The sequence below is a fragment of the Streptomyces eurocidicus genome, assembly GCF_002891295.1.
In the GTDB taxonomy this organism is placed as follows: domain Bacteria; phylum Actinomycetota; class Actinomycetes; order Streptomycetales; family Streptomycetaceae; genus Streptomyces; species Streptomyces eurocidicus.
The window spans coordinates 199,469-219,132 of the sequence record NZ_LGUI01000004.1; the positions used below are offsets into that span (position 1 = coordinate 199,469).

Annotated in this window: 17 protein-coding genes; 11 read left to right on the forward strand and 6 right to left on the reverse strand. The window is 74.4% G+C overall.

The window, feature by feature from the left end; all coding sequences use genetic code 11:
* Nucleotides 1-110 precede the first annotated feature (110 nt).
* The 5 genes from AF335_RS14970 to AF335_RS14990 all read left to right on the forward strand — a co-directional run bounded on the left by AF335_RS14970 (nt 111) and on the right by AF335_RS14990 (nt 7,367).
* Entirely contained in the window at nt 111-1,841 is a 1,731-nt protein-coding gene (locus AF335_RS14970) for a hypothetical protein (RefSeq protein WP_146045528.1), read from the forward strand.
* Nucleotides 1,834-3,234 carry an amidase gene (locus AF335_RS14975; RefSeq protein WP_102918883.1) on the forward strand — a complete coding sequence of 467 codons (1,401 nt, stop codon included), beginning with the start codon at nt 1,834-1,836 and terminating at the stop codon, nt 3,232-3,234. The genes AF335_RS14970 and AF335_RS14975 overlap by 8 nt, the downstream gene beginning before the upstream one ends.
* Before the next feature lies 1 nt (nt 3,235).
* Entirely contained in the window at nt 3,236-4,771 is a 1,536-nt protein-coding gene (locus AF335_RS14980; RefSeq protein WP_244927026.1) for a glutamine synthetase family protein, read from the forward strand.
* On the forward strand, nt 4,758-5,801 hold the full coding sequence (locus tag AF335_RS14985; RefSeq protein WP_102918884.1) for a GNAT family N-acetyltransferase: 1,044 nt from the start codon (nt 4,758-4,760) through the stop codon (nt 5,799-5,801). Before AF335_RS14980 ends, AF335_RS14985 begins: the two co-directional genes overlap by 14 nt.
* Before the next feature lie 357 nt (nt 5,802-6,158).
* A complete protein-coding gene (locus AF335_RS14990) occupies nt 6,159-7,367 on the forward strand; it encodes an MFS transporter (protein WP_102918885.1) in 1,209 nt (402 codons plus the stop codon).
* A 19-nt stretch (nt 7,368-7,386) separates the two neighbouring features.
* Here AF335_RS14990 and AF335_RS14995 read toward each other — a convergent pair whose 3' ends face one another.
* Genes AF335_RS14995 through AF335_RS15020 form a run of 6 tightly spaced genes read right to left on the reverse strand, consistent with a single transcriptional unit; the run spans nt 7,387 to nt 12,675 of the window.
* On the reverse strand, nt 7,387-8,658 hold the full coding sequence (locus AF335_RS14995; protein ID WP_102918886.1) for a thiolase family protein: 1,272 nt from the start codon (nt 8,656-8,658) through the stop codon (nt 7,387-7,389).
* Complete coding sequence (locus tag AF335_RS15000; RefSeq protein ID WP_102918887.1) at nt 8,645-10,258, reverse strand: AMP-binding protein; 1,614 nt, start codon at nt 10,256-10,258, stop codon at nt 8,645-8,647. The genes AF335_RS14995 and AF335_RS15000 overlap by 14 nt, the downstream gene beginning before the upstream one ends.
* A 6-nt stretch (nt 10,259-10,264) precedes the next feature.
* Nucleotides 10,265-10,867 (reverse strand): biotin transporter BioY, encoded by a 603-nt coding sequence (locus AF335_RS15005; protein ID WP_211304100.1) that lies wholly within the window; start codon nt 10,865-10,867, stop codon nt 10,265-10,267.
* Complete coding sequence (locus AF335_RS15010) at nt 10,864-11,571, reverse strand: energy-coupling factor transporter transmembrane component T family protein (RefSeq protein ID WP_102918889.1); 708 nt, start codon at nt 11,569-11,571, stop codon at nt 10,864-10,866. Before AF335_RS15010 ends, AF335_RS15005 begins: the two co-directional genes overlap by 4 nt.
* Nucleotides 11,568-12,245: an energy-coupling factor ABC transporter ATP-binding protein gene (locus AF335_RS15015; protein ID WP_102918890.1), complete on the reverse strand. Its 678-nt coding sequence runs from the start codon at nt 12,243-12,245 to the stop codon at nt 11,568-11,570. Before AF335_RS15015 ends, AF335_RS15010 begins: the two co-directional genes overlap by 4 nt.
* A 1-nt stretch (nt 12,246) precedes the next feature.
* Nucleotides 12,247-12,675: an acyl-CoA thioesterase gene (locus tag AF335_RS15020; RefSeq protein WP_244927027.1), complete on the reverse strand. Its 429-nt coding sequence runs from the start codon at nt 12,673-12,675 to the stop codon at nt 12,247-12,249.
* Nucleotides 12,676-12,784: 109 nt separating this feature from the next.
* On the opposite strand from AF335_RS15020, the gene AF335_RS15025 reads away from it, so the two are divergent.
* The 6 genes from AF335_RS15025 (at nt 12,785) to AF335_RS15050 (ending at nt 19,535) form a co-directional block, all read left to right on the forward strand.
* The gene (locus tag AF335_RS15025; RefSeq protein WP_184743888.1) at nt 12,785-13,795 is read left to right on the forward strand and encodes a zinc-dependent alcohol dehydrogenase family protein; all 1,011 of its coding nucleotides are present in this window, start codon (nt 12,785-12,787) and stop codon (nt 13,793-13,795) included.
* 235 nt (nt 13,796-14,030) lie between these two features.
* On the forward strand, nt 14,031-15,332 hold the full coding sequence (locus AF335_RS15030; RefSeq protein ID WP_280524634.1) for an adenosylmethionine--8-amino-7-oxononanoate transaminase: 1,302 nt from the start codon (nt 14,031-14,033) through the stop codon (nt 15,330-15,332).
* Between the two features lie 82 nt (nt 15,333-15,414).
* Complete coding sequence (bioD, locus tag AF335_RS15035) at nt 15,415-16,131, forward strand: dethiobiotin synthase (protein ID WP_102918892.1); 717 nt, start codon at nt 15,415-15,417, stop codon at nt 16,129-16,131.
* 187 nt (nt 16,132-16,318) lie between these two features.
* Nucleotides 16,319-17,389 carry a biotin synthase BioB gene (bioB, locus tag AF335_RS15040; protein WP_102918893.1) on the forward strand — a complete coding sequence of 357 codons (1,071 nt, stop codon included), beginning with the start codon at nt 16,319-16,321 and terminating at the stop codon, nt 17,387-17,389.
* A gap of 29 nt (nt 17,390-17,418) precedes the next feature.
* A complete protein-coding gene (locus tag AF335_RS36190; protein ID WP_102918894.1) occupies nt 17,419-18,741 on the forward strand; it encodes a cytochrome P450 in 1,323 nt (440 codons plus the stop codon).
* Nucleotides 18,742-18,806: 65 nt separating this feature from the next.
* Nucleotides 18,807-19,535: a 4'-phosphopantetheinyl transferase family protein gene (locus AF335_RS15050; RefSeq protein ID WP_102918895.1), complete on the forward strand. Its 729-nt coding sequence runs from the start codon at nt 18,807-18,809 to the stop codon at nt 19,533-19,535.
* Nucleotides 19,536-19,664 lie beyond the last annotated feature (129 nt).

Sequence of the window (19,664 nt, forward strand, 5' to 3'; positions counted from 1 at the left end):
CGGATGTGACCTAGGCCACACTGTTAACCTCTAGTGCACCTGCTGTTCACGGTGCTAGCGTCTGGAATTATTGGAATTTGAATTTGTAACGACCTCGATATGCCCCGCAAATGGAGCGGAGCCGAAATGAGGTGGGGAAAATCATTTCTATCCAGCCCGAGGGATTTCCTCATCTGCTCGAATCGACCGCCGGGCGCGCCCGGCGGCACGGTAACGCGAGCCAGGCGTTACGCACCGTCCTCACTCTCGACGGCCGCCTGCCCGAGGAAGTCGGCCGAGCGGCTCTCACCGGCGCCGACCGCCTTCTCATCCAGGAGGCGATCGCGCGGGCGCTGCGCCTGGGTCCGGCGGACCAGGGCTCCGACCTGCTGATCATCGAGCCGACGGGCCGCCTTCGCTTCCTATGGGACGCGCCCTCGGTCCCGGACGGTTCCCACGCCGTGGGGTCGCTCGTCACCGACGAGGCGACGCGCGCCGAGTTACGCCGGCGGTACCGGGCCCGCCGGGCCGCGGAGGAGTCGGACCGCGCCGAACTCCATAAACACCTCATGAGTCGCACCCGTGACGAGGTCCAGGAGGACCTGGAACGTATCGGCCATGTCCTCATGCACATGGCGCCCGTCCAGGTCTATGTAGGCGACCGGGTCTTCTCGAATCTAGGGAAAACCGCAAACCTCCCCGGGAAGTCTATGTCCCGCACCGCATCCGGCAATATCCTTGCCCGAATCGGTGCGATACCGGTCGGAGAATGGTCGGATGAAGAAGCCGCCTTCGTCGTCCTCTCCACGATCCTGCTGGACAGCGGGACCCAGGCCCGGCTCGAAGAGGTCAACGGTAAACATCTCACCTCCACCGTCGTCGCGGAATTAATGACCGAGCGAATTCGTGGATACGGCGGCGAGCCCCCCGCGACCGCGGATATCCCCACGATCGCCCGGCTCACTTCTCTCGCCCGGTGCTGCGCTGCCCTGCGGAAGGATCATCTCGGGAACGGGACGGTCTTCTACCGGCTTATTCACGGGGCGAATCTCAACAAGACCGAACACCTGCTGCGGGCGCCCGCCGGCTACGCCGACGTCCCGCTCCCGCTGCGCGTCCTCCTCGAACGGGAGGCGGGCGTCCCGGTGGACACCGCGACCGTCGAGGAGACCGTGCCCGCCCTCGGGGAATTCGGCGACACGCTCCACGCCGCCCCCGCCCCCAGGGGCTTCAGCAGCGCCTACGAGGCACTGCTGACCCGCTTTATGACGACCCTCGCCGAGGCGACCGCCTCGGACGTCGCCATGGGCCGCGGGCCGCGCTCCTTCGCCCCCCTGGAGCCCGGCAGCAGCGGCGAGGACGACCCGTTCGCGCTGAGGACCAGCGACTTCTTCTGCTGCGTCGCCCCCAGCGCCGCCTTCGCCCGCTCCTTCGGCGAGGACCGCGCCAAACTGGTGAAGGCCCTGAGCGCCTTCAGCGCCCGGATGCGCTTCAACACCTGGCACTACCTGCCGCACACCCTCGGCATCACCGACCGCGTCCCCGGCCGCGACGACTGGTTCTTCGCCCCGGCCATGCCCGACGTGACGCACCACTCCGACCAGCACCACACCGGACACGTCACCTTCAGCGTGCGCTTCGCCATCCGCGTCCCGCTCGGCATCGACTACGCCGGGCGCCGCCTGCCCGGCCTGTACGACCTGCGGCTGATGCGGGCCAGCGGCGAGCAGTACACGACGGACGACCTGCGGGCGGCCGTCGCCTCCGGCGGGGTGCTCGGCGCACTGCACCAGGCGATGAGCCGGCACCGCGCGCCCGTACGCGACTTCGGCAACGAATGGTTCCGCACCTTCTATGGATGACGCGCTCCGCTACCTCGACACCACCGGCCTGCGCCGCCTGTACGCCACCCGGCAACTCTCCCCGGTCGAGTTCACCCGGGCCACCCTGGACCTGATCGCGGACCTCGACCCGGTCCTGGGCGCCTTCGTCACCGTGGCGGCCGACCGGGCCCTGGCCGACGCCGCGCGCGCGGAGAAACGCCTCCTCGCCCTCGGCGAGGCCGCCTGGGAGGACCACCCGCTCCTGGGCGTACCACTGAGCGTCAAGGACCTCACCGCGACCGAGGGCATCCGCACCACACGCGGTTCCCTGCCCCTGCGCGACGCGGTGCCCGACCGGGACGCGCCCGCCGTGGCCCGGCTGCGCCGCGCCGGAGCCCTCGTCCTGGGCAAGACCACCACCTCGGAAGGGGGCTGGAGCGCCGGCACCGTCAACCGCGTCGGCCCGCCCGCCGCCAACCCCTGGGACCCCTCGCTCAGCGCCGGCGGCTCCAGCGGGGGCGCGGCCGCCGCCGTGGCCGCCGGCCTCGGCATCGCCGCCACCGGCACCGACGGCGCCGGATCGATCCGCATCCCCGCCGCCTTCTGCGGCGTCGTCGGTCTCAAGCCCACCCACGGCCGCGTCCCGTACGCGCCGTACTGCCCGGACCGGCTGGCGCACCTGGGCCCGCTGACCCGCACGGTCGCCGACGCCGAACTGCTCCTGCGCGTCATGACCGGGCCGGACACGCGCGACCCGGACTCCCTCCTCCCGCCGCACGACGCGCCCCGCGCCCCGGACGGACCGCTGCGCATCGCCTGGATCGAAGGGCTGCGGGCCCCGTCCGCCGGCATCCCGGCGGACGCGCAGCGGGCGGCCGTCGAACGGCTCGCCGCCGCCGGGCACCAGGTGGAGGAGATACCGCCGCCCATGGGCGACGCCTACCCGGCGCTGGTCACCCTGCTGGCCGCCGCCGAGGCGGCCGGCACCTCCGAGGCGGACGACGCGTGGGCCGACCCCGCCCGGCTGGCGGTGGTCCGGCACGGCAGGACGCTGACCGCGGTCCAGCTGGTACGGGCGGAGGCGGAACGCGCCGAGCTGACCCGCCGGCTGCTGGCCTGCCTGACCCGGTTCGACGTGCTGGCCATGCCCACCGTGCCCGTACAGCCGTTCGCCGTGGATGCCTGGCACCCCGACGCGCCCGCTTACGACGACCCCCTGGCGTGGCTGTCCTGGGCACCCGCCGCCTTCCCCTTCAACATGGCGGGCCTGCCGGCCGTCTCCGTACCGGCCGGCCCCGGCCCCGGCGGACTTCCCGTGGGCCTCCAGCTCGCCGCCGCCCGGCACCACGACGCGCTCGTCCTGCGCGTCGCACGGGAAGTCGAGGCCGCGAACCCCTGGCGCGACGCACACCCTGAAAGGACCGGGACCTGACGTGACCGACACCCCCCACCCGGCGGCCCCCCGCGCCTACGCGCACATGAGCACCGGAAGCCGGGACTTCATCGCACGCCACGGCCTGTGGGACGACCACCGGCGGGCCGCGGCCGCCGAACTCGAAGCGGCCCTCGAGTCCCTGGACTTCGTACGGCTCGTGTTCGCGGACCCGCACGGCCTGGCACGCTCCAAGACCCTCACCGCCGAGGCGTTCCGCACCGTACTGCGCAACGGCATGGACCACAGCCCCGGACCGTTCGTCTTCGACACCGGGCACGCCACCGCCGTCGACTTCACCACCGACGGCGGCGGCATCGGCGTCGAGGAACTGCGGGGCGCCGGTGACTTCGTCCTGGTGCCCGACCCGCTGACCTTCCGCGTACTGCCCTACACCGGGCCGCGCACCGGCTGGGTGATCGGCGAGGAACACCTGCGCTCCGGCGCGCCCCACCCGCTCTCCGGCCGCGCCCTGCTGCGCCGGCTCTGCGACGGGCTGCGCGAACGGGACCAGGACCTCGTCGTCGGCCTGGAGGTCGAGTGGTACCTCACCCGGCTCACGGGCGAACACTTCTCCGGCCGCCCCGGCGGATTCGGCGTCCAGGGCCACCCGCCCGCCGTCGAACCCGTCAACGGCGGCTACCAGTTCAACCTGGACGGGCTCACCGACGCCCTGGAACCGGTGATCGCGCCGCTCACCCGGGCCCTGACCGCCCTGAACCTGCCCCTGCGCTCGGTCGAACACGAATCGGGGCCTGGGCAGCTGGAGTTCACCTTCGCACCGCAGAGCGCGCTGGACGCGGCGGACGCCATGCTGCTCTTCCGGACCGCCACCAAGCAGATCTGCGCCCGGCTGGGCCACCACGCCTCGTTCATGGCGCTGCCCGGCATCCCCGGCTTCGACGCGAGCGGCTGGCACCTGCACCAGTCCCTGGCCCGTGCGAGCACCGGCGAGAACCTGTTCACCGACCCCGGCGGCGCCGCAGCGCTCTCGGAGACCGGCCGGCACTACCTGGGCGGACTGCTCGACCACGCCGCCGACGCGGCCCTGCTCTGCGTGCCGACCGTCAACGGCTACCGCCGGACCGACAGCCGGTTCTCGCTGGCGCCCGGCCGTGCCGCCTGGTCCGTCGAGAGCCGTGGCGCGTTCCTGCGGGTGCTGGGCGCCCACGGCGATCCCGCGACGCACATCGAGAACCGCATGGGTGAACCCTGCGCCAACCCCTACCTGTACCTGGCGAGCCAACTGGCCGCCGGCCTCGACGGCATGGAGCGCCGACTGGACCCCGGCGGGCCGGCCGCCGACCCGTACGACAAGGCCCTGCCCGCACTGCCGCGCAGCCTGGGCGAGGCGCTCGACGCCCTCGCCGCCAGCGACTTCTACCGGGGAGTGCTCGGCGCGCCGCTGGCCGATTGCCTGCTCCGGCTCAAGTCCAGTGAACTGCGGCGGTACACGGCATGGCAGGCTGGCACCGCGCAGGGAGACGAGGCACACGTATCGGAATGGGAGCACCGTGAGTACTTTGCGACGTACTGAGACCGAGGCCGGGACCTACCGCACACGCGTCGTCCGCACCGTGGAGGACCTCGCCCCCGAGACCACCGAACTCGCCGCCGCCGCGGGCGCCTCCGAGTTCTACTACGGCCATGAGTTCCTGCGCGCCTACGAGCGGGAGCCCATCCAGCCGGTGCACGCGGTGTACTACATCGAGGTGCTCGACGAGGACGACCGCGTCATCGCCCTGACGCCATGTTACGTCCAGGGCGACCCGCTGCGGGCCCTCGGCATGGCCCCCGACGAGAAGGCGCTGCTCAGCCACGTCTGGCACTGCAGCGACACCCAACTCGCCAGTACCCGCACCGATCCCGAGGTCGCCGGCGCGATCGTCGCGCGCATGCGGGAGATCGCCGCCTCGGCGGGGCTGGCGCGCTGCGGCTTCATCAACGTCGCCACCGGCTCGCCCACCGCGCTCGCGCTGGAGGGGGCCGGTCTGACCGGCACCGACCTGGACACCCGCTACACCGTCGACCTGGCGGCCGTGGGGAGCTGGGAGGGCTATCTGTCCTCGTTGCGCTACAACGCCCGGCGTGAGTACGCCCGGCAGCTGCGCCGCGCCGACGACTGCGGGGTGAAGGTCACCGAGCGGGTGCCGGACGGGGACGAGGACCCGGAGAGCCTCCAGATCTTCGAGGTGCTGATGGCCAACGTCGGCTCGGCCGGTTACTACAGCAAGGAGCGCATCGCCGCGTTCCTGCGCTACACCCGCAAGGGCGCCCGCATCATCGAGGTGTCGATGGACGGCGAGGTGATCGCCAAGGCGGTGGTCTTCCTGGAGCCGAGGAAGATCCACGCCTGGGCGGGCGGTTACGACCGCAACGCCGACACGGCGAGCGGACGGCCGTTCAGTTCGTACTACGTACTGATGTCCGCCATCATCAAGTGCGGTCTGCGGGCCGGAGTGCCCACCCTGGAGGGCGGCCGGCGGAACGGCGACTTCAAGATCCGCTACGGAATGCGTCCCCAGCCGCTCCAGGCGTTCATGACGGATTCGGGGGCGGGTGCCTGACGCGCGGGAGAGCCGGTCGCGCGTAGCCGACCCGGCGAAGCCCCGGCGCCCGGGGCTTCGCCGGGCGAGCCCTCGCGCGCCCGGGGCGCGGCAGTGCGACCGCCGCGGGGACGGCTGAAACCATTGAGCCCCCCTGTGCGCGGGTGAATCCTGTGGCTAGCCTGAGTGATGAGCCGTCAGGCGAGGTGCCGGGCGGTGTGCATCACCCGACCGAGGGATGTTCCTCGCAGAACGGGACTCGCCGGGCAACGGTCGGTGGTCCCCGGGGCGTCCACCGGGGCAGGGAACGGGACCGGCCCGTCCCTCGCCCTCCGGGGCCGTCCCTTCCCGGGACGCCGGCTCACCGCAGGAGACGAGATGAGGATCGAGCACGTCGCCCCTCCGGCCGCCGCACCACATCCGGCGGCCGGGAACCGGCTCAGGTTCCGGGGCGTCTTCTACACCCTGCTGCTCCTCATCGCGGGCACCAACATCCCCACGCCCCTCTACCACGGCCTGCAACAGCGATTCGGATTCTCCTCACTGACGGTGACGCTCCTCTTCGCCGCGTACGTGGCGGTCCTCGTCCCCTCCCTGCTGTTCTTCGGGCCGCTCTCCGACGCCCTCGGGCGGCGCCGGGTCCTGGTCCCCGCCGTGGCCGTCGCCGCCCTGGGATCCGTGGTCTTCGCGCTCGCCACCGATCTCGCCTGGCTCTTCGGCGCCCGCCTGCTCCAGGGCGTCGCCGTCGGGGCCGCCTCCGGCCCCCTCACCGCGGCGCTGAACGAGGCCGAGCCCACCGGGGACCGCCGGCGCGCCGCCCTGGCCGCCACCCTCGCCTCCGCGGGCGGCCTGGGAGCGGGCCCGCTGCTCGCCGGTCTCCTGGCGCAGTACGGCCCGGCGCCCTACCGGCTGCCGTTCGTCGTCGAGATCGTCCTCCTGGGCCCCGCGCTCATCGCCGTGGCCCTCCTGCCCGCCGACCGGCCCGCCACCGCGTGGCGACCGCGCCGCCCGTCGATCCCCCCGGCCGTGCGCGGGGTCTTCGGCACCAGCGCGGCGGTCAGCTTTCTGGGCTTCACCGTGGTCGGCCTGTTCCTCACCCTGGTGCCCGCCTACGTGACCGGCCTGTCCGGCAGCGACAACGTGGCGCTCTCCGGCGGCGCGGTCGCGCTGATGCTGTGCTGCGCCTGCGGTGCCCAGCTCCTCGCCTACGGCGGGAACGCGCACACCCTCCAGACCTCGGGACTGGCCCTGCTCGCCACGGGCTCGGTGCTGCTCGCCGCGGCCGGAGCCGTCGCCTCCCTGCCCCTGCTCGGCACGGCCACCGTGCTGGGCGGGGTGGGGCAGGGCAGGCTGTACCTCGGCAGCATCACGGAGGTGAACCGCGCCGCGCCGCCGCACCGTTCCGCCGACGTCCTCTCCAGCTTCTACGTCGTCGGTTACTTCGGTGTCGCGGTCCCGGTCATCGGCTGCGGCCTCCTGGCCCGGCGCACCGGCCTCCCGCTCGCCGTGCAGTCGTTCACGGTGGCCGTCGCCGTCCTCTGCCTGGCCGCACTGCTCGTCCTGCGCCGCCGCTCGCGCCCCACCTAGGGCGGGGCCTGCCGGCCTCTCACCACGCCCAGGACTCGAACAGCGCCGTGATCCCCAGCCCTCCGGCGATGCCCAGCATGGCCAGACCACGGCCGCCCGGCGACGGCAGCCCGGGGCAGGGGTCCCGGACCAGCTGGGAGAACAACCGGGTCACCAGGATCGCCCCGGAGGCCCCGTAAGGATGCCCGAGCGCGAGCGCGCCCCCGTCCCTGTTCACCCCCTCGGGATCGATCCCCAGAGCGTCCAGCGACGCCAGCACCTGTGCGGCGAACGCCTCGTTGAACTCGACGCGGTCCACCGAGCCCGGATCCAGACCGGGGTTGCGGGCCACGAGCCTGCGGGTGGCGGCGACGGGGCCGACCCCGAGCAGGTTCGGGTGCACGCCCGCGGTCGCCGCGTCGACGAACCCCAGCCCCCGCACATGGCCGAGCCGCCGGGCCGCCGCCACGCTGGTCACCACGACCATCGACGCCCCGTCGTTGAGGGGACAGGAGTTCCCCGCGGTGACCGTGCCCTCCGGAGCGAAGACCGGCGGGAGCGCGGCCAGCGCCGCCAGGGACGTACCCGGGCGCGGGCACTCGTCCTCCGTGACCTCGCCACCCGCCGTGACCACCGGCACGACCTCCCCGGTGAACCGGCCCTTCCGCCGTGCGTCCACCGCGCGGCGGTGGCTGCGCAGCGCGAACTCGTCCTGCCGCCGCCGGGACACGCCGAACGCGGCGGCCACGTTCTCCGCGGCCACGCCCATGTCCGGGTCGCCGACGGAGTCCGGTGCGAAGCGGGCCCGGGCGTAGAAGCGCGGCAGCGCGCCGGGGCGCGCGGGCGGGCTCACCCTCCAGGGCGCGGTGCTGACGCTCTCGCCCCCGCCCGCCAGATACAGCTCACCCGCCCCTGCCGTGACCAGCCGGCAGGCGAGGACGATCGCCTCCAGGCCCGAACCGCACTGCCGGTCCACGGTGACACCCGGCACGCCGACCGGCAGCCCGGCCTCCAGCGCCGCCAGCCGGGCCGGATTGCCCCCGCCACCGGCGGCGTTGCCGACCACGACGTCGTCCACCAGCGCCGGGTCGGCGCGCGCGTCCGCGAGGACGCCCCGGATCACGGTGGCCAGCAGCCCGGAGAGCTCGATCCCGGCCAGCACGCCGCCCGCCCGCCCCACGGCCGTACGGCGGGCGGCGATGACGACGGGCCGCCGGTCGTCGGGCGGCGGGGGAGGGGCCGTACGGCGGGGGCGCCCGGCCGTGGTGTCCGTCCCGGCCGCCGCCCCCGCCGCGTCCTCAGCCCGTGCCACGGTCGTCTCCCGACGGCAGCGGGACGAGCCGCGCGTCGCCGTCGGCGATCCACCGGTCGATCACCCCGCGCGCGATCTTGCCACTGGAGGTGAGCGGCCACCGGTCGAGCGTGTAGACCCGCCGGGGCACCTTGTAGCGGGCCAGGGAAGGACGGCACAGGTCGAGCAGCCGCGCCTGGGTGAGCCCGGCCGCGCCGGGGCCCGTGACCACGGCGACCAGGACCCGGCCGAGGTAGCCGTCCGGCACGCTGGTGACCACCGCCTGCTCGATCTGCGGCAGCCCGGCCAGGGCCTGCTCCACCTCCGAGGGGTAGACGTTCAGCCCACCGCTGATCACCATCTCGCCGCGGCCGACGAGGTGGAGGTGCCCGTCGGCGCCGAGCCGCCCCATGTCGCCGACGGTGGCCCAGGCCCCGTCCACGCGATACCCCTCGTCGTCGTCCCACAGATAACCGTCGCAGCGCAGCGGGGTGCGGACGTGCACCGTACCCGTGCCGCCCGGAGGCAGGACGGTGCCGCGCGGGCCGTCGCGCACCTGGAGCTCCACCCCGGGAAAGGGGACGCCCACGTCGAGGCCGCCCGGCCGCCCGTCGGCCGCGCCGGAAGCCGCCGCCCGGGTGGCGTCCCGTACGCCGCCCAGCTCGCGCACGGTGATGAAGCCGAGCTCGGAGGCTCCGTAGTACTCGGTGATCCGCGCGTCGGGCAGCACCTTCGCGAGGTCGGGCAGCAGACTCGGCGGCAGCTTGGCGGCGCCGGTGACCACGGTGTCCACACCGGGGAAGCGCCGGCCGCCGGCGGCCGCGCACAGCGCCGTCAGCATGGTCGGGGCCACGACCAGACGGCGGACCCCGCCGGCCGCCAGGCGCTCGGTGAACGCGGCGGGGCCGAAGGCCCGCAGACCGTGGAAGGCCACCCCGGCGGACAGGCACTCGGCGAGCGCGTACAGGCTCAGACCGTGGGCCAGCGGGCCGGGTGCGAGCGTGGCCCGGTCGGCGCCCATGCCCGGCACCGAGCGGCCCAGCGACAGGCTGGTGCGCCACGATCCGCGCGTACGGCGGAACGCCTTGGGCACTCCGGTGGTCCCGGAGGTGAAGCCGACCAGGAAGGCCGACGTCCCCTCCCCGGCCGTCAGACGGCGGGCCGGATCGGCGGGTGAGTGGGCGTCGCGCCAGGCTCCGTACCCGTCCGGGCGGCCGTCGGCCGTGAGGACGGGGACGCCCAGCGCCTCGGCCACGCCGCGCAGGTCCTCCCGGCCGTCGGGGACGACCAGCAGATCGGGCCGGAGCCGGTCGAGCACGGCCTCCGTCTGCCGGTGCCCCCACTGCGGGTCCAGGACCGCGCAGGCCCCGTCGGCCGCCGTCGCGCCGATGAGGAGCTCGGCGAAGCACGGGTCGTTCCCGGTGGCGACGGCCAGCAGCCGGGCCCCGTCGGCGAGCCAGTCCCGGCGCCGGGCCGGGACGGCGGCGCGGAGCCCGGCCGCGACCGCGGCGGCCCGTGCGGCGAGCTGCCGGTGCGTGAGGACGTCGTGGTCCATGACGAACGCGGGGAGGTCCGCTTCGGGTCCGGCCGCCGTGCGGGCGACCCGGTGGGCCACCGGCATGTCCGCTCACCTCCGTTCGATCGGGTACGCCTGCCGTACGTTCTGGGCGACCAGCCCCGCCACCACGGCCTTGAACGCGTCGCCCGGCAGGAAGTACAGGGCGGTGACGGTCGACTGCCGCAGGCTCAGACCGGTCGAGACGGAGGTCCAGGGCACGCCCAGGGCGTAGACGACGAGGATCCCGCCGACGAGGCAGGCCACCACCGTGGCCGCCTGCCGGGCCGGCCGCGACCGCGGCCGCGTGGCGAGGACGGTGACCAGCAGACCGGTGACGAACGCGCCGGGGATCCAGCCGAGCAGATAGCCGCCCGTGGGACCGGGGACCACCCCGAAGCCGCCCCTGCCCCCGGCCAGCACGGGCAGCCCCGCGATCGTCAGCAGCACCACCAAGGCGCACGCGAGGGCACCCCTGACCGGGCCCAGCACGGCGCCCGCCAGCATCACCCCGAGCGTCTGGAGGGTGATCGGGACACCGGCGACGCCCAGGTCGACCGGCGGGACCAGCCCCAGCACCACGATGATCGCGCAGAACAGCGCGATCAGGACGACGTCCTTGGTCTCCATGCGCCGGCGAGCGGCTCTCCTGCGGGGGGTGTGCGAGCTCGTCATCCGGTGGCCTCTTCGTCCTTACGGCCGGCGGGGGCGGGGGAGCGGGCCGGGGGCGGCGCGGCGGCCGCGCCGCCGCGTTCCGTGTGCCGGGCGGCCGGCGGCGGGTAGCAACGGGCGTCCACGGCCGCCGCGATGTCCTCGGCGGACTTCAGCATCCGCACGGCCAGCGGGACCAGCAGCGCGACCGGGCTCCCCGACAGGCCCCGGGCGGCCTGGGCCTCCCGGATGTCGTGGAAGCGGTGGAACGCCTCGGGGATGAACCGCAGCGCCAGCGAGACCGCCAGCCCGACGGCGGCCGCGTTCACCAGCCGGGTGCGCTCCAACGGGCGGAGCGCCCGCTCCAGGACGTCGAGGATGTCCGAGGTGCGGGTGGTGAGCGTGACGGCCAGCGCGGCAAGCAGGAGAGTGCACAGCCGCAGGCCCACGGTGACGGCGGTGGCGGCCGACTGGAAGACGGCGGCGGCTGCCGGCACGAGCGCCAGGACGACGAACGGTCCGGTCAGATGACGCGCCAACTGCCTCGGCGGCGTCCGGACCGACAGCAGCGCGACCGCCGCCAGGCCCGCGCAGGGGCCGAGCACGGCGGGGGAGCGGACGAGGAACACGCCGATGCCCGCGAGCAGCAGGACCGACAACTTCCAGTCGGCGCGGGCGCGGTGCAGCGGTGTGTCACCGGGCAGGTAGAGCGAGAGCCGTGGCGTCATGAGCAGTGCTCCACGTACCACGGGACGGCGATCCGGGGTTTGCCGTCGTGGACGACACGGCCCTCGTCCAGGACGAGTACGCGGTCGTACCCGGTCAGCAGGTCCAGGTCGTGGGTGACGACGACGGCCTGCTGCGGCAGGGCGGCGACGGCGGCCCGGATGACATTGCGGTTGCGCAGGTCGAGCAGGGTGGTCGGTTCGTCGAGGACGACCAGCTCGGGCCGCATCACCAGCACCGCGGCCAGCGCCACCAGCTGCTTCTCGCCGCCGCTGAGCGCGTGGCTGGGGCGGTCGGCCAGGTGGGCTATGCCGAAGTGCGCCAACTGCCGCTCCACGCGCTCCGGTATCTCCCGGCGGGGCACCCCGGTGTTCTTCAGACCGAACGCCAGGTCCTCGCGGACGATGGGCAGCACGATCTGGTTGTCAGGGTTCTGGAAGACGAATCCGACGCGCTTGCGGATGGCCCGCGCGTCCTCGGCGGTGTCCAGGCCGTCCACCCGGACGGTCCCCTCACCGGGCAGGACCAGGCCGTTGAGCAGCCGGGCCAGGGTGCTCTTGCCGGAGCCGTTGGCCCCGATCAGACCGATGCGGGGCTCGGACAGCTCCAGGGTGAGGTCCTGGAGGACGGCGCGGGAACCGAAGCGGACGGTGACGGCGTCCAGGGTGACGCGCACGTCACCCGTCCTCGGGAGCGGGCGCGAGCCGCTCCGCGGCCGCCGAGGCGAGGGCGGCCCGGGTCGGGCCGGGGACGGGGGTGGTCCGCCCGCTGCGACGGTCCACGCACACCCACACCACCTCGGCGTCCGCGACCGGCCGGCCGTCCTCCGCGCGGGTGACCGCCGCCGCGAACGTCAGGCTCTTGGTCCCCACGCGGCTCACATGCGGCGTCACGTCCAGCAGATCCTCGAAACCGGCCGGGGAGTGGTAGACGAACTCGGTCCTGCGTACGTGGTAGACGACGTCGTTGCGCTGGGGGTCGAACGACCCGGACAACCCGGCCTCGCGCAGGAAGGTGTTGAGGGCGGTCTCCACATAGGAGAAGTAGACTCCGTTGTGCACGTGGCCGTGCATGTCCACGTCGGAGAACGGCACACGCACCCGCACGGACCGTCCCCTTCCGACTGGCTTCCGGATGGCTTCCAGATGGATGTGCACTCGCCCTGCCACCGTACACAGCCCGCCGCCGGAACGTCACCACCATGGGGGAACTCCCGTGCTCAGATGCGTCGTCAGGGCCTTCGGCCCGGCCGTGGACGTGGTCGCCACCGAGTGTTACGACCCGCCGCGGCCGGGGCCCGGCGAGGTCTCCGTGCGGATGCTCCTGGCGAGCGTCAACCCCTCGGACCTGGTGACGATCTCGGGGGCGTACGCCTCCCGCACCACGCTGCCCTTCGTGCCCGGGTTCGAGGGCGTGGGCGTGGTCGAGGCCACCGGCGCCGGGGTGAGCGAGGTCGCCGCCGGGCAGCGGGTGCTGCCGCTCGGTACGGCGGGCGCGTGGCAGCAGGTGAAGGTCGCCGAGGCCCGCTGGTGCCTGCCGGTGCTGCCACGGCTGACCGACGAGCAGGCGGCCACCTCGTACGTCAACCCGCTCACCGCGCTGCTGATGTCGCGTCAGTACGTGATCCCCGGTGGCGGCGCGGGGACCGCCGGGGCGGCGGGTGTCGTCGTCAACGCGGCCGCCTCCGCCATCGGCCGCATGGCCATCCGGATGCTGAACCGCGCCGGCGTCGAGCCCGTGGCCCTCGTCCGCCACCCCCGCGGCCGCGAACAGCTGACCGGACTGCGGACCGCGGCCGTCCTCTGCACCTCCGACGACGGCGTCCGTGAAGCCCTGCCCGCCGTCGTCCGCGAAGCCGCCGGCGGACGCCCGCCCACCGTCGTCCTCGACGCGGTGGGCGGCTCCGAGGGCGGTGACCTCGCCCGCGCCCTCGCGCCCGGCGGGACCCTGGTCCACTACGGCCTGCTCTCCGGACGCCCCCTGCCGCCGGCCCTCGCCACCGAACGCCCCGACGTCCGCGTCGTGTTGTTCCGCCTGCGCGACTGGGTGCACACCGCCGACCGCGCCCGGCTCACCGACGCCCTCGCGGAGGCACAACACCTGGTGGCCGACGGCACCGCCGCCACTCCCGTCGCGCACGTCCTGCCGTTGCGCGACGTACGGGAGGCCCTGCGGCGCGAGGCCGTCCCCGGCCGGACGGGGAAGGTCCTCCTGCGCGCGGACTGAACACGGACCGAACACGGGCCGAAGACGAACCGGACGTCGCTCGGGCCGGGCCGCGTGCGGCACCGGTGTGCGGCACCGGCAGGAGAAGAGCACCGGGCCGAAGAAGCGAGCCCGGAGACGGCCGGGCCGGGCAGCTTCCCCGGCCGGGGAAGGGCCATCGGTCCGCTTCCCGACGGGGCACCTCGACGAGGCGCCCCGTTCCGCTTCCGCGCCCGGGCTCCTATGCTCCTGAAGCGTGACCCCCGACGCGGTAACCGGGCTGCTGGCCCTCGACCGACGGCACGTCTGGCACCCCTACGCCCCCATGCCCGGCGAGCGGGCCCCGCTCGTGGTCACCTCCGCCGCCGGGGTCCGCATCCGCCTGGCGGCACCGTTCGAAGGCCGCCCCGAACTGATCGACGGCATGGCCTCCTGGTGGGCCGTCATCCACGGCTACGCCCACCCCGCCCTCGACGCCGCGGCCCGCGACCAGCTCGCCCGCGTCAGCCATGTGATGTTCGGCGGCCTCACCCACGAGCCCGCCGTGCGCCTGGCCACCCGCCTGGCCGCCCTGGCGCCCGGAGACCTCGAACACGTCTTCCTCTGCGACTCCGGTTCGGTGGCGGTCGAAGTGGCCCTGAAGATGTGCCTCCAGTACTGGCGCTCCCGCGGCCGCCCCGAACGCCACCGCGTCCTCACCTGGCGCGGCGGATACCACGGCGACACCCTGCACGCCATGTCCGTGTGCGACCCCGACGGGGGCATGCACGGCCTGTGGCACGACATCCTGCCCCGCCAGGTCTTCGCCGACACCCCGCCCGGCGGCTTCGACGACCCCGTGGACCCCGCGTACACCGCCCGGCTGGCCGCGCTCGTCGAACGCCACGCGGACCGGCTGGCCGCCGTCATCGTCGAACCGGTCGTCCAGGGCGCGGGCGGGATGCGCTTCCACCACCCCGGTTACGTCCGGGAGCTGCGCCGCATCACCGAGGAGGCGGACGTCCTGCTGGTCCTGGACGAGATCGCCACCGGCTTCGGCAGGACGGGGGAGTTCCTCGCCGCCGACCACGCCCGCGTCACCCCGGACGTCCTGTGCCTCGGCAAGGCCCTCACCGGCGGCTACCTCTCCCTCGCCGCCACCCTGTGCACCCCGGAGGTGGCCCGGGGCATCTCCGCCGGGGAGACGCCCGTCCTGGCCCACGGCCCCACGTTCATGGGCAACCCGCTCGCCTGCGCCGTGGCCAACGCCTCCCTGGACCTCCTGGAGGGCGGCGCCTGGCGCCACGACGTCCGGCGCGTCGGGTCCGGCCTGCGCGACGGCCTCGCCGCCGCCTCGGACCTGCCCGGCGTCCGCGACGTACGGGTGCTCGGCGCCATCGGCGTCGTCCAGCTCGACCACCCGGTGGACGTGCCCGCGGCGACCCGGGCCGCCGCGCGCGAAGGGGTGTGGCTGCGCCCCTTCCGCGACCTCGTCTACGCCATGCCGCCGTACGTCTGCACGCCGGAGGACATCGCCGCCGTGACACGCGCGATGACGGCGGCGGCGAAGGCGGGGTGAACGGACGACGGGGACGGATCCGGGCGGCGCGACGGATGGCCGGCAGCTGTGACAGCCGTGACGAACGGCGGAGAGGTGTGTTGTGGCGCTCCTGATGGTCAGCGGTACGGGAACCGAGGTGGGCAAGACCGTCACCACGGCCGCGGTGGCGGCGCTCGCCCTGGCTGCCGGGCGGCGGGTGGCCGTCGTCAAGCCCGTACAGACGGGCCTGCCACCGGGCGGGCACGGCGACCTCGCGGACGTCGTCCGCCTGGCCGGGCCCCTCACCACCCGTGAACTCGCCCGCTACCCCGACCCGCTGGCCCCCGCCACCGCCGCGCGCCGCGCCGTACTGCCGCCGGTCCGCCTGGAACGGGCCGCGGAGGCGCTGACCGTCCTTCAGGAGACCCACGACCTGGTGCTCTGCGAGGGCGCGGGCGGCCTGCTCGCCCGCTTCGACGAGCGCGGCTGGACCCTGGCCGACCTGGCGGTCCTGCTCGGGGCGCCCGTCCTGGTCGTCGCCGCCCCCGGGCTGGGCACCCTCAACGCGACCGCCCTCACCACGGAGGTCCTGCGCCACCGGGACGCGCGCTGCGCGGGCGTGGTCGTCGGCAGCTGGCCCGTGGCACCCGACCTGGCCATGCGGTGCAACCTCGGCGACCTGCCGGCGGTCGCCGGAGCGCCGCTGGAGGGGATCCTGCCCGCGGGCCTGGCCGGCCGGCCGCCCGCGGCCTTCGCCGAGGCGGCCCGGGCGGGCCTGGCGCCCTCGCTGGGCGGCGTCCTCGACGTCGCGGACTTCACCGCGCGCCACACGGCCTGACCGGATCCGGGCGCGCCACGACGGATGTCGTAGCTCCGGTTGTCTGATTGTGTCCCTGTACGGCCCCGCCGGGCGGCGTGATACTCGTCCTCAGTACGGCACTCGCCCTGGTTTCGAACGGGTTCCCGGACGTATCCGCCCGGCCACCCGTCCACCCCCACGAACCACTCAGAGAGGTCCGTCCCCCATGCACGGTCCCGGCATACTCGACACCCTCGTGGACAAGGCCCTGCGGCGTGAGGTCCCCACCCGCGAGGAGGCCCTGGCCGTCCTGCGGACCGAGGACGACGACATCCTCGACGTCGTCGCCGCCGCGTCCCGGGTCCGGCGCCGCTACTTCGGGCTCCGCGTCAAACTCAACTTCCTGGTGAACCTCAAGAGCGGACTCTGCCCCGAGGACTGCGGCTACTGCTCGCAGCGCCTCGGCTCCCAGGCCGACGTCCTCAAGTACACCTGGCTCAAACCCGAGGAGGCGGCGAAGGCGGCCGCCGCCGGCGTGGCCGCCGGTGCCAAACGGGTCTGCCTCGTCGCCAGCGGCCGCGGTCCCACCGACCGGGACATCCACCGGGTCGCCGACACCATCTCCGCCATCCGCGAGGAGAGCCCCGGCGTGGAGATCTGCGCCTGCCTCGGGCTGCTCTCCCAGGGGCAGGCCGCGCGGCTGTGCGACGCCGGAGCGGACGCCTACAACCACAACCTGAACACCGCCGGCGAACGCTACGCCGACATCTGTACCACCCACACCTACGAGGACCGCGTCGAGACCGTGGGCCAGGCCCGCGACGCCGGGCTCTCGCCCTGTTCCGGCCTCATCGCCGGGATGGGCGAGACCGACGAGGACCTGGTGGACGTCGCCCTGTCGCTGCGCGCGCTCGACCCGGACTCCGTACCCGTCAACTTCCTCATGCCCTTCGAAGGCACCCCGCTCGCACGGGAATGGACCCTCACCCCGCAGCGCTGCCTGCGCATCCTGGCCATGGTCCGCTTCGTCTGCCCGGACGTGGAGGTACGTGTCGGCGGCGGCCGCGAGATCCATCTGCGCGGTATGCAACCCCTCGCCCTGCACATCGCCAACTCGGTCTTCCTCGGCGACTACCTCACCAGCGAGGGCCAACCCGGCGCGGCCGACCTGGAGATGATCCGTGACGCGGGGTTCCGCGTCGAGGGCGTGGACGAGGTCACCATGCCGGACCACCGCGACGACGTCGTGACGCCCCGCAAGCGCGGCGCCGGAACGGCCCTGCCGCCCAACGCCTGAACACCACGGCGGGCGGGAACCGTCAGGACATGGAAAGGAACGGTACGGAACGAACGACGGCGGGAGAGCACACCGGCGGCTGTCCCGCCGTGGACCTGTTCTCGGCGGACTTCACCGCCGACCCCTGGCCGGCCTTCGCCCGCCTCCAGCACACCTCACCGGTCCACCACGACCCCACCACCGGCCTCTGGCTGGTGAGCAGGCACCGCGACGTACGCCGCATCCTCCTCGACCCCGAGCGCTTCCGGCCCGACAACACCCTTGACGCCGTCGCACGGATGTCCATCCCCGCCCTGCGGCACCTCGCGGCCGCGGGCTTCGCCCTCCCGCCCACCCTGGCGAACAACGGCACCGACCGGCACCCCGGTCTGCGCAGCCTGGTCAGCGGCCTGCTCTCCGGCGCCCGGGTCACGGCCGCCGCGCCCCTCGTGGAACGCCTCACCCACCGGCACCTGGACGCGGTGGAGGCCGAGCTCGCCGCCCACGGGCACTGCGACCTGGTCACCACGCTCACCCGCGACCTGCCCTTCACCGTCATGCTCGACATCCTCGGCCTGCGCGCCGACGTCGACGCCGACACCGGGGTCGACCTCACCACCCTGGCACGCTGGAACGACGCCTCACTCGAACTCTTCTGGGGCCTCCCGCCCCGCGCCCGGCAACCCGGTCTCGCCCGCCTCGCCGCCGACTTCTTCACCTGGCTGGGCGGCCTCGCCGACCGTGCCGCACCCGGCGGGCCCGGTCTCCTCGGACTGCTGGCCGCCCACCGGCACCCCGACGGCACCCCGCTCGGCCGGCAGGAGATCGTCGCCGTCTGCTACTTCATGATCATTGCCGGTCAGGCGACCACCGGGCAGATGCTCGCCACCATGCTCCAACGCGCCCTGCACGACACCGCCTTGTGGCCCCGCCTGGGCACGGAGCCCGGCCTCGCCCAGGCGTGGGCCGAGGAGATGCTGCGCCGCGAACCGCCCCTGACCGCCTGGCGCCGCGTCACCGCCGCGCCCGTCAGGATCGGCGGCACCGCCCTGCCCGCCGGAGCCCCCCTGCTGCTCATGCTCGCCGCGACCGGCTCCGACCCCCGCGTCTTCGACGCGCCGCACGCCCTGCGCCCCGGCCGCCCGCGCGCCCGCGACCACCTGTCCTTCGGCATCGGCCGCCACCGCTGCCCCGGCGCGGCACTCGCCCGCATGGAGGCGCGCGTGGTGCTGCGTACGGTCTCCCACCGGTGCCCCACGCTCCGGCCCGCCCGCCCGGCCGCCGAGGAGCCCCTCCTGGGGTTGCTGTCCTTCCGGGCGCCCATGCAGGTGATGGTCCGGCCGGGCGGCGACCGGGGCGGGGACGGCGGGTGACGGCGCAGGACACGAGGCACGGGGAGGACAGGTGACCGCGACGGGTACGGGGGAGGGGACGGCGGGTGACCGCGCCGGACATGGGGGACGGGTCCGCCCTGGTGCTGCACGGACGGTCGGCGCACGTCCTGGCCGTGTACGAACCGGCCGCGCCGTGCCTGTCACCGGAGGAACGGGCCCGGGCCGCCCGGCTCCCGCCCGCCGCCCGGCGGGACTTCACCGCGGCCCACCTCCTGATCCGCCACTGCGCGGCCGCCTTCCTCGGCACCCCCGCCCACGGCCTGGACGTCGTCCAGCGATGCGCGCACTGCCGGGGCCCCCACGGGCGCCCGACGCTCCGTCAGGTACCCCGGCTGTACGTGACGTTGTCCCACTGCGCCGGACACGTCGCCGCGGCCGCGTCCTGGCACCCCGTCGGCGTGGACGTCGAACGACTGCCACCGGGCCCGGGATGGCGCCGGGCGGGCGCGAGGTCGCTCACGCGCGCGGAGTCCGCCCTCGTGGCCCGCGCGCCCTGCCCACCGGCGGCGTTCCTGCGTCAGTGGGTGCGTAAGGAGGCCCTGGTCAAGGCGGGGTCGGCCCATCTCGGCGGCCTGCGCCGGGTGGATCTCTCCGAGTTGCCGGTGGACGACCTCCACGGTGGGCCGCTGGTGCGCCGGTCGCGGTGGCGGGGGTGGTCGGTCATGGACTGGAGGGACGGAGGGGAGGCGGGCGTCGTGGGCGCCGCCGTCAGCTGTGGCGCGCCGAGGCTGCTGACCGTGTCCGGGGAGCGGGATCCGCGGCGGGGACCGTAGGCGCCGCCACCTGTCGCGCGCCGAGGCCGCCGACCGCCCCCCGGGCGCGGGAGCCGTCCGGTCGGCGGGACGACCGGACCACCCGCTCGTGACGTGCGGCGGCCGCACCCGGCGGCCCGGGAGAGGGCC

Bases quoted from the DNA above. Each gene is read 5' to 3' on its own strand.
- AF335_RS14975 (WP_102918883.1), top strand. From the start codon at position 1,834: ATGGATGACGCGCTCCGCTACCTCGACACCACCGGCCTGCGCCGCCTG.
- AF335_RS15005 (WP_211304100.1), bottom strand. From the start codon at position 10,867: ATGACGAGCTCGCACACCCCCCGCAGGAGAGCCGCTCGCCGGCGCATG.
- bioB (WP_102918893.1), top strand. From the start codon at position 16,319: ATGCACGGTCCCGGCATACTCGACACCCTCGTGGACAAGGCCCTGCGG.
- AF335_RS14970 (WP_146045528.1), top strand. From the start codon at position 111: ATGGAGCGGAGCCGAAATGAGGTGGGGAAAATCATTTCTATCCAGCCC.
- AF335_RS36190 (WP_102918894.1), top strand. From the start codon at position 17,419: ATGGAAAGGAACGGTACGGAACGAACGACGGCGGGAGAGCACACCGGC.
- AF335_RS15010 (WP_102918889.1), bottom strand. From the start codon at position 11,571: ATGACGCCACGGCTCTCGCTCTACCTGCCCGGTGACACACCGCTGCAC.
- AF335_RS14990 (WP_102918885.1), top strand. From the start codon at position 6,159: ATGAGGATCGAGCACGTCGCCCCTCCGGCCGCCGCACCACATCCGGCG.
- AF335_RS15000 (WP_102918887.1), bottom strand. From the start codon at position 10,258: ATGCCGGTGGCCCACCGGGTCGCCCGCACGGCGGCCGGACCCGAAGCG.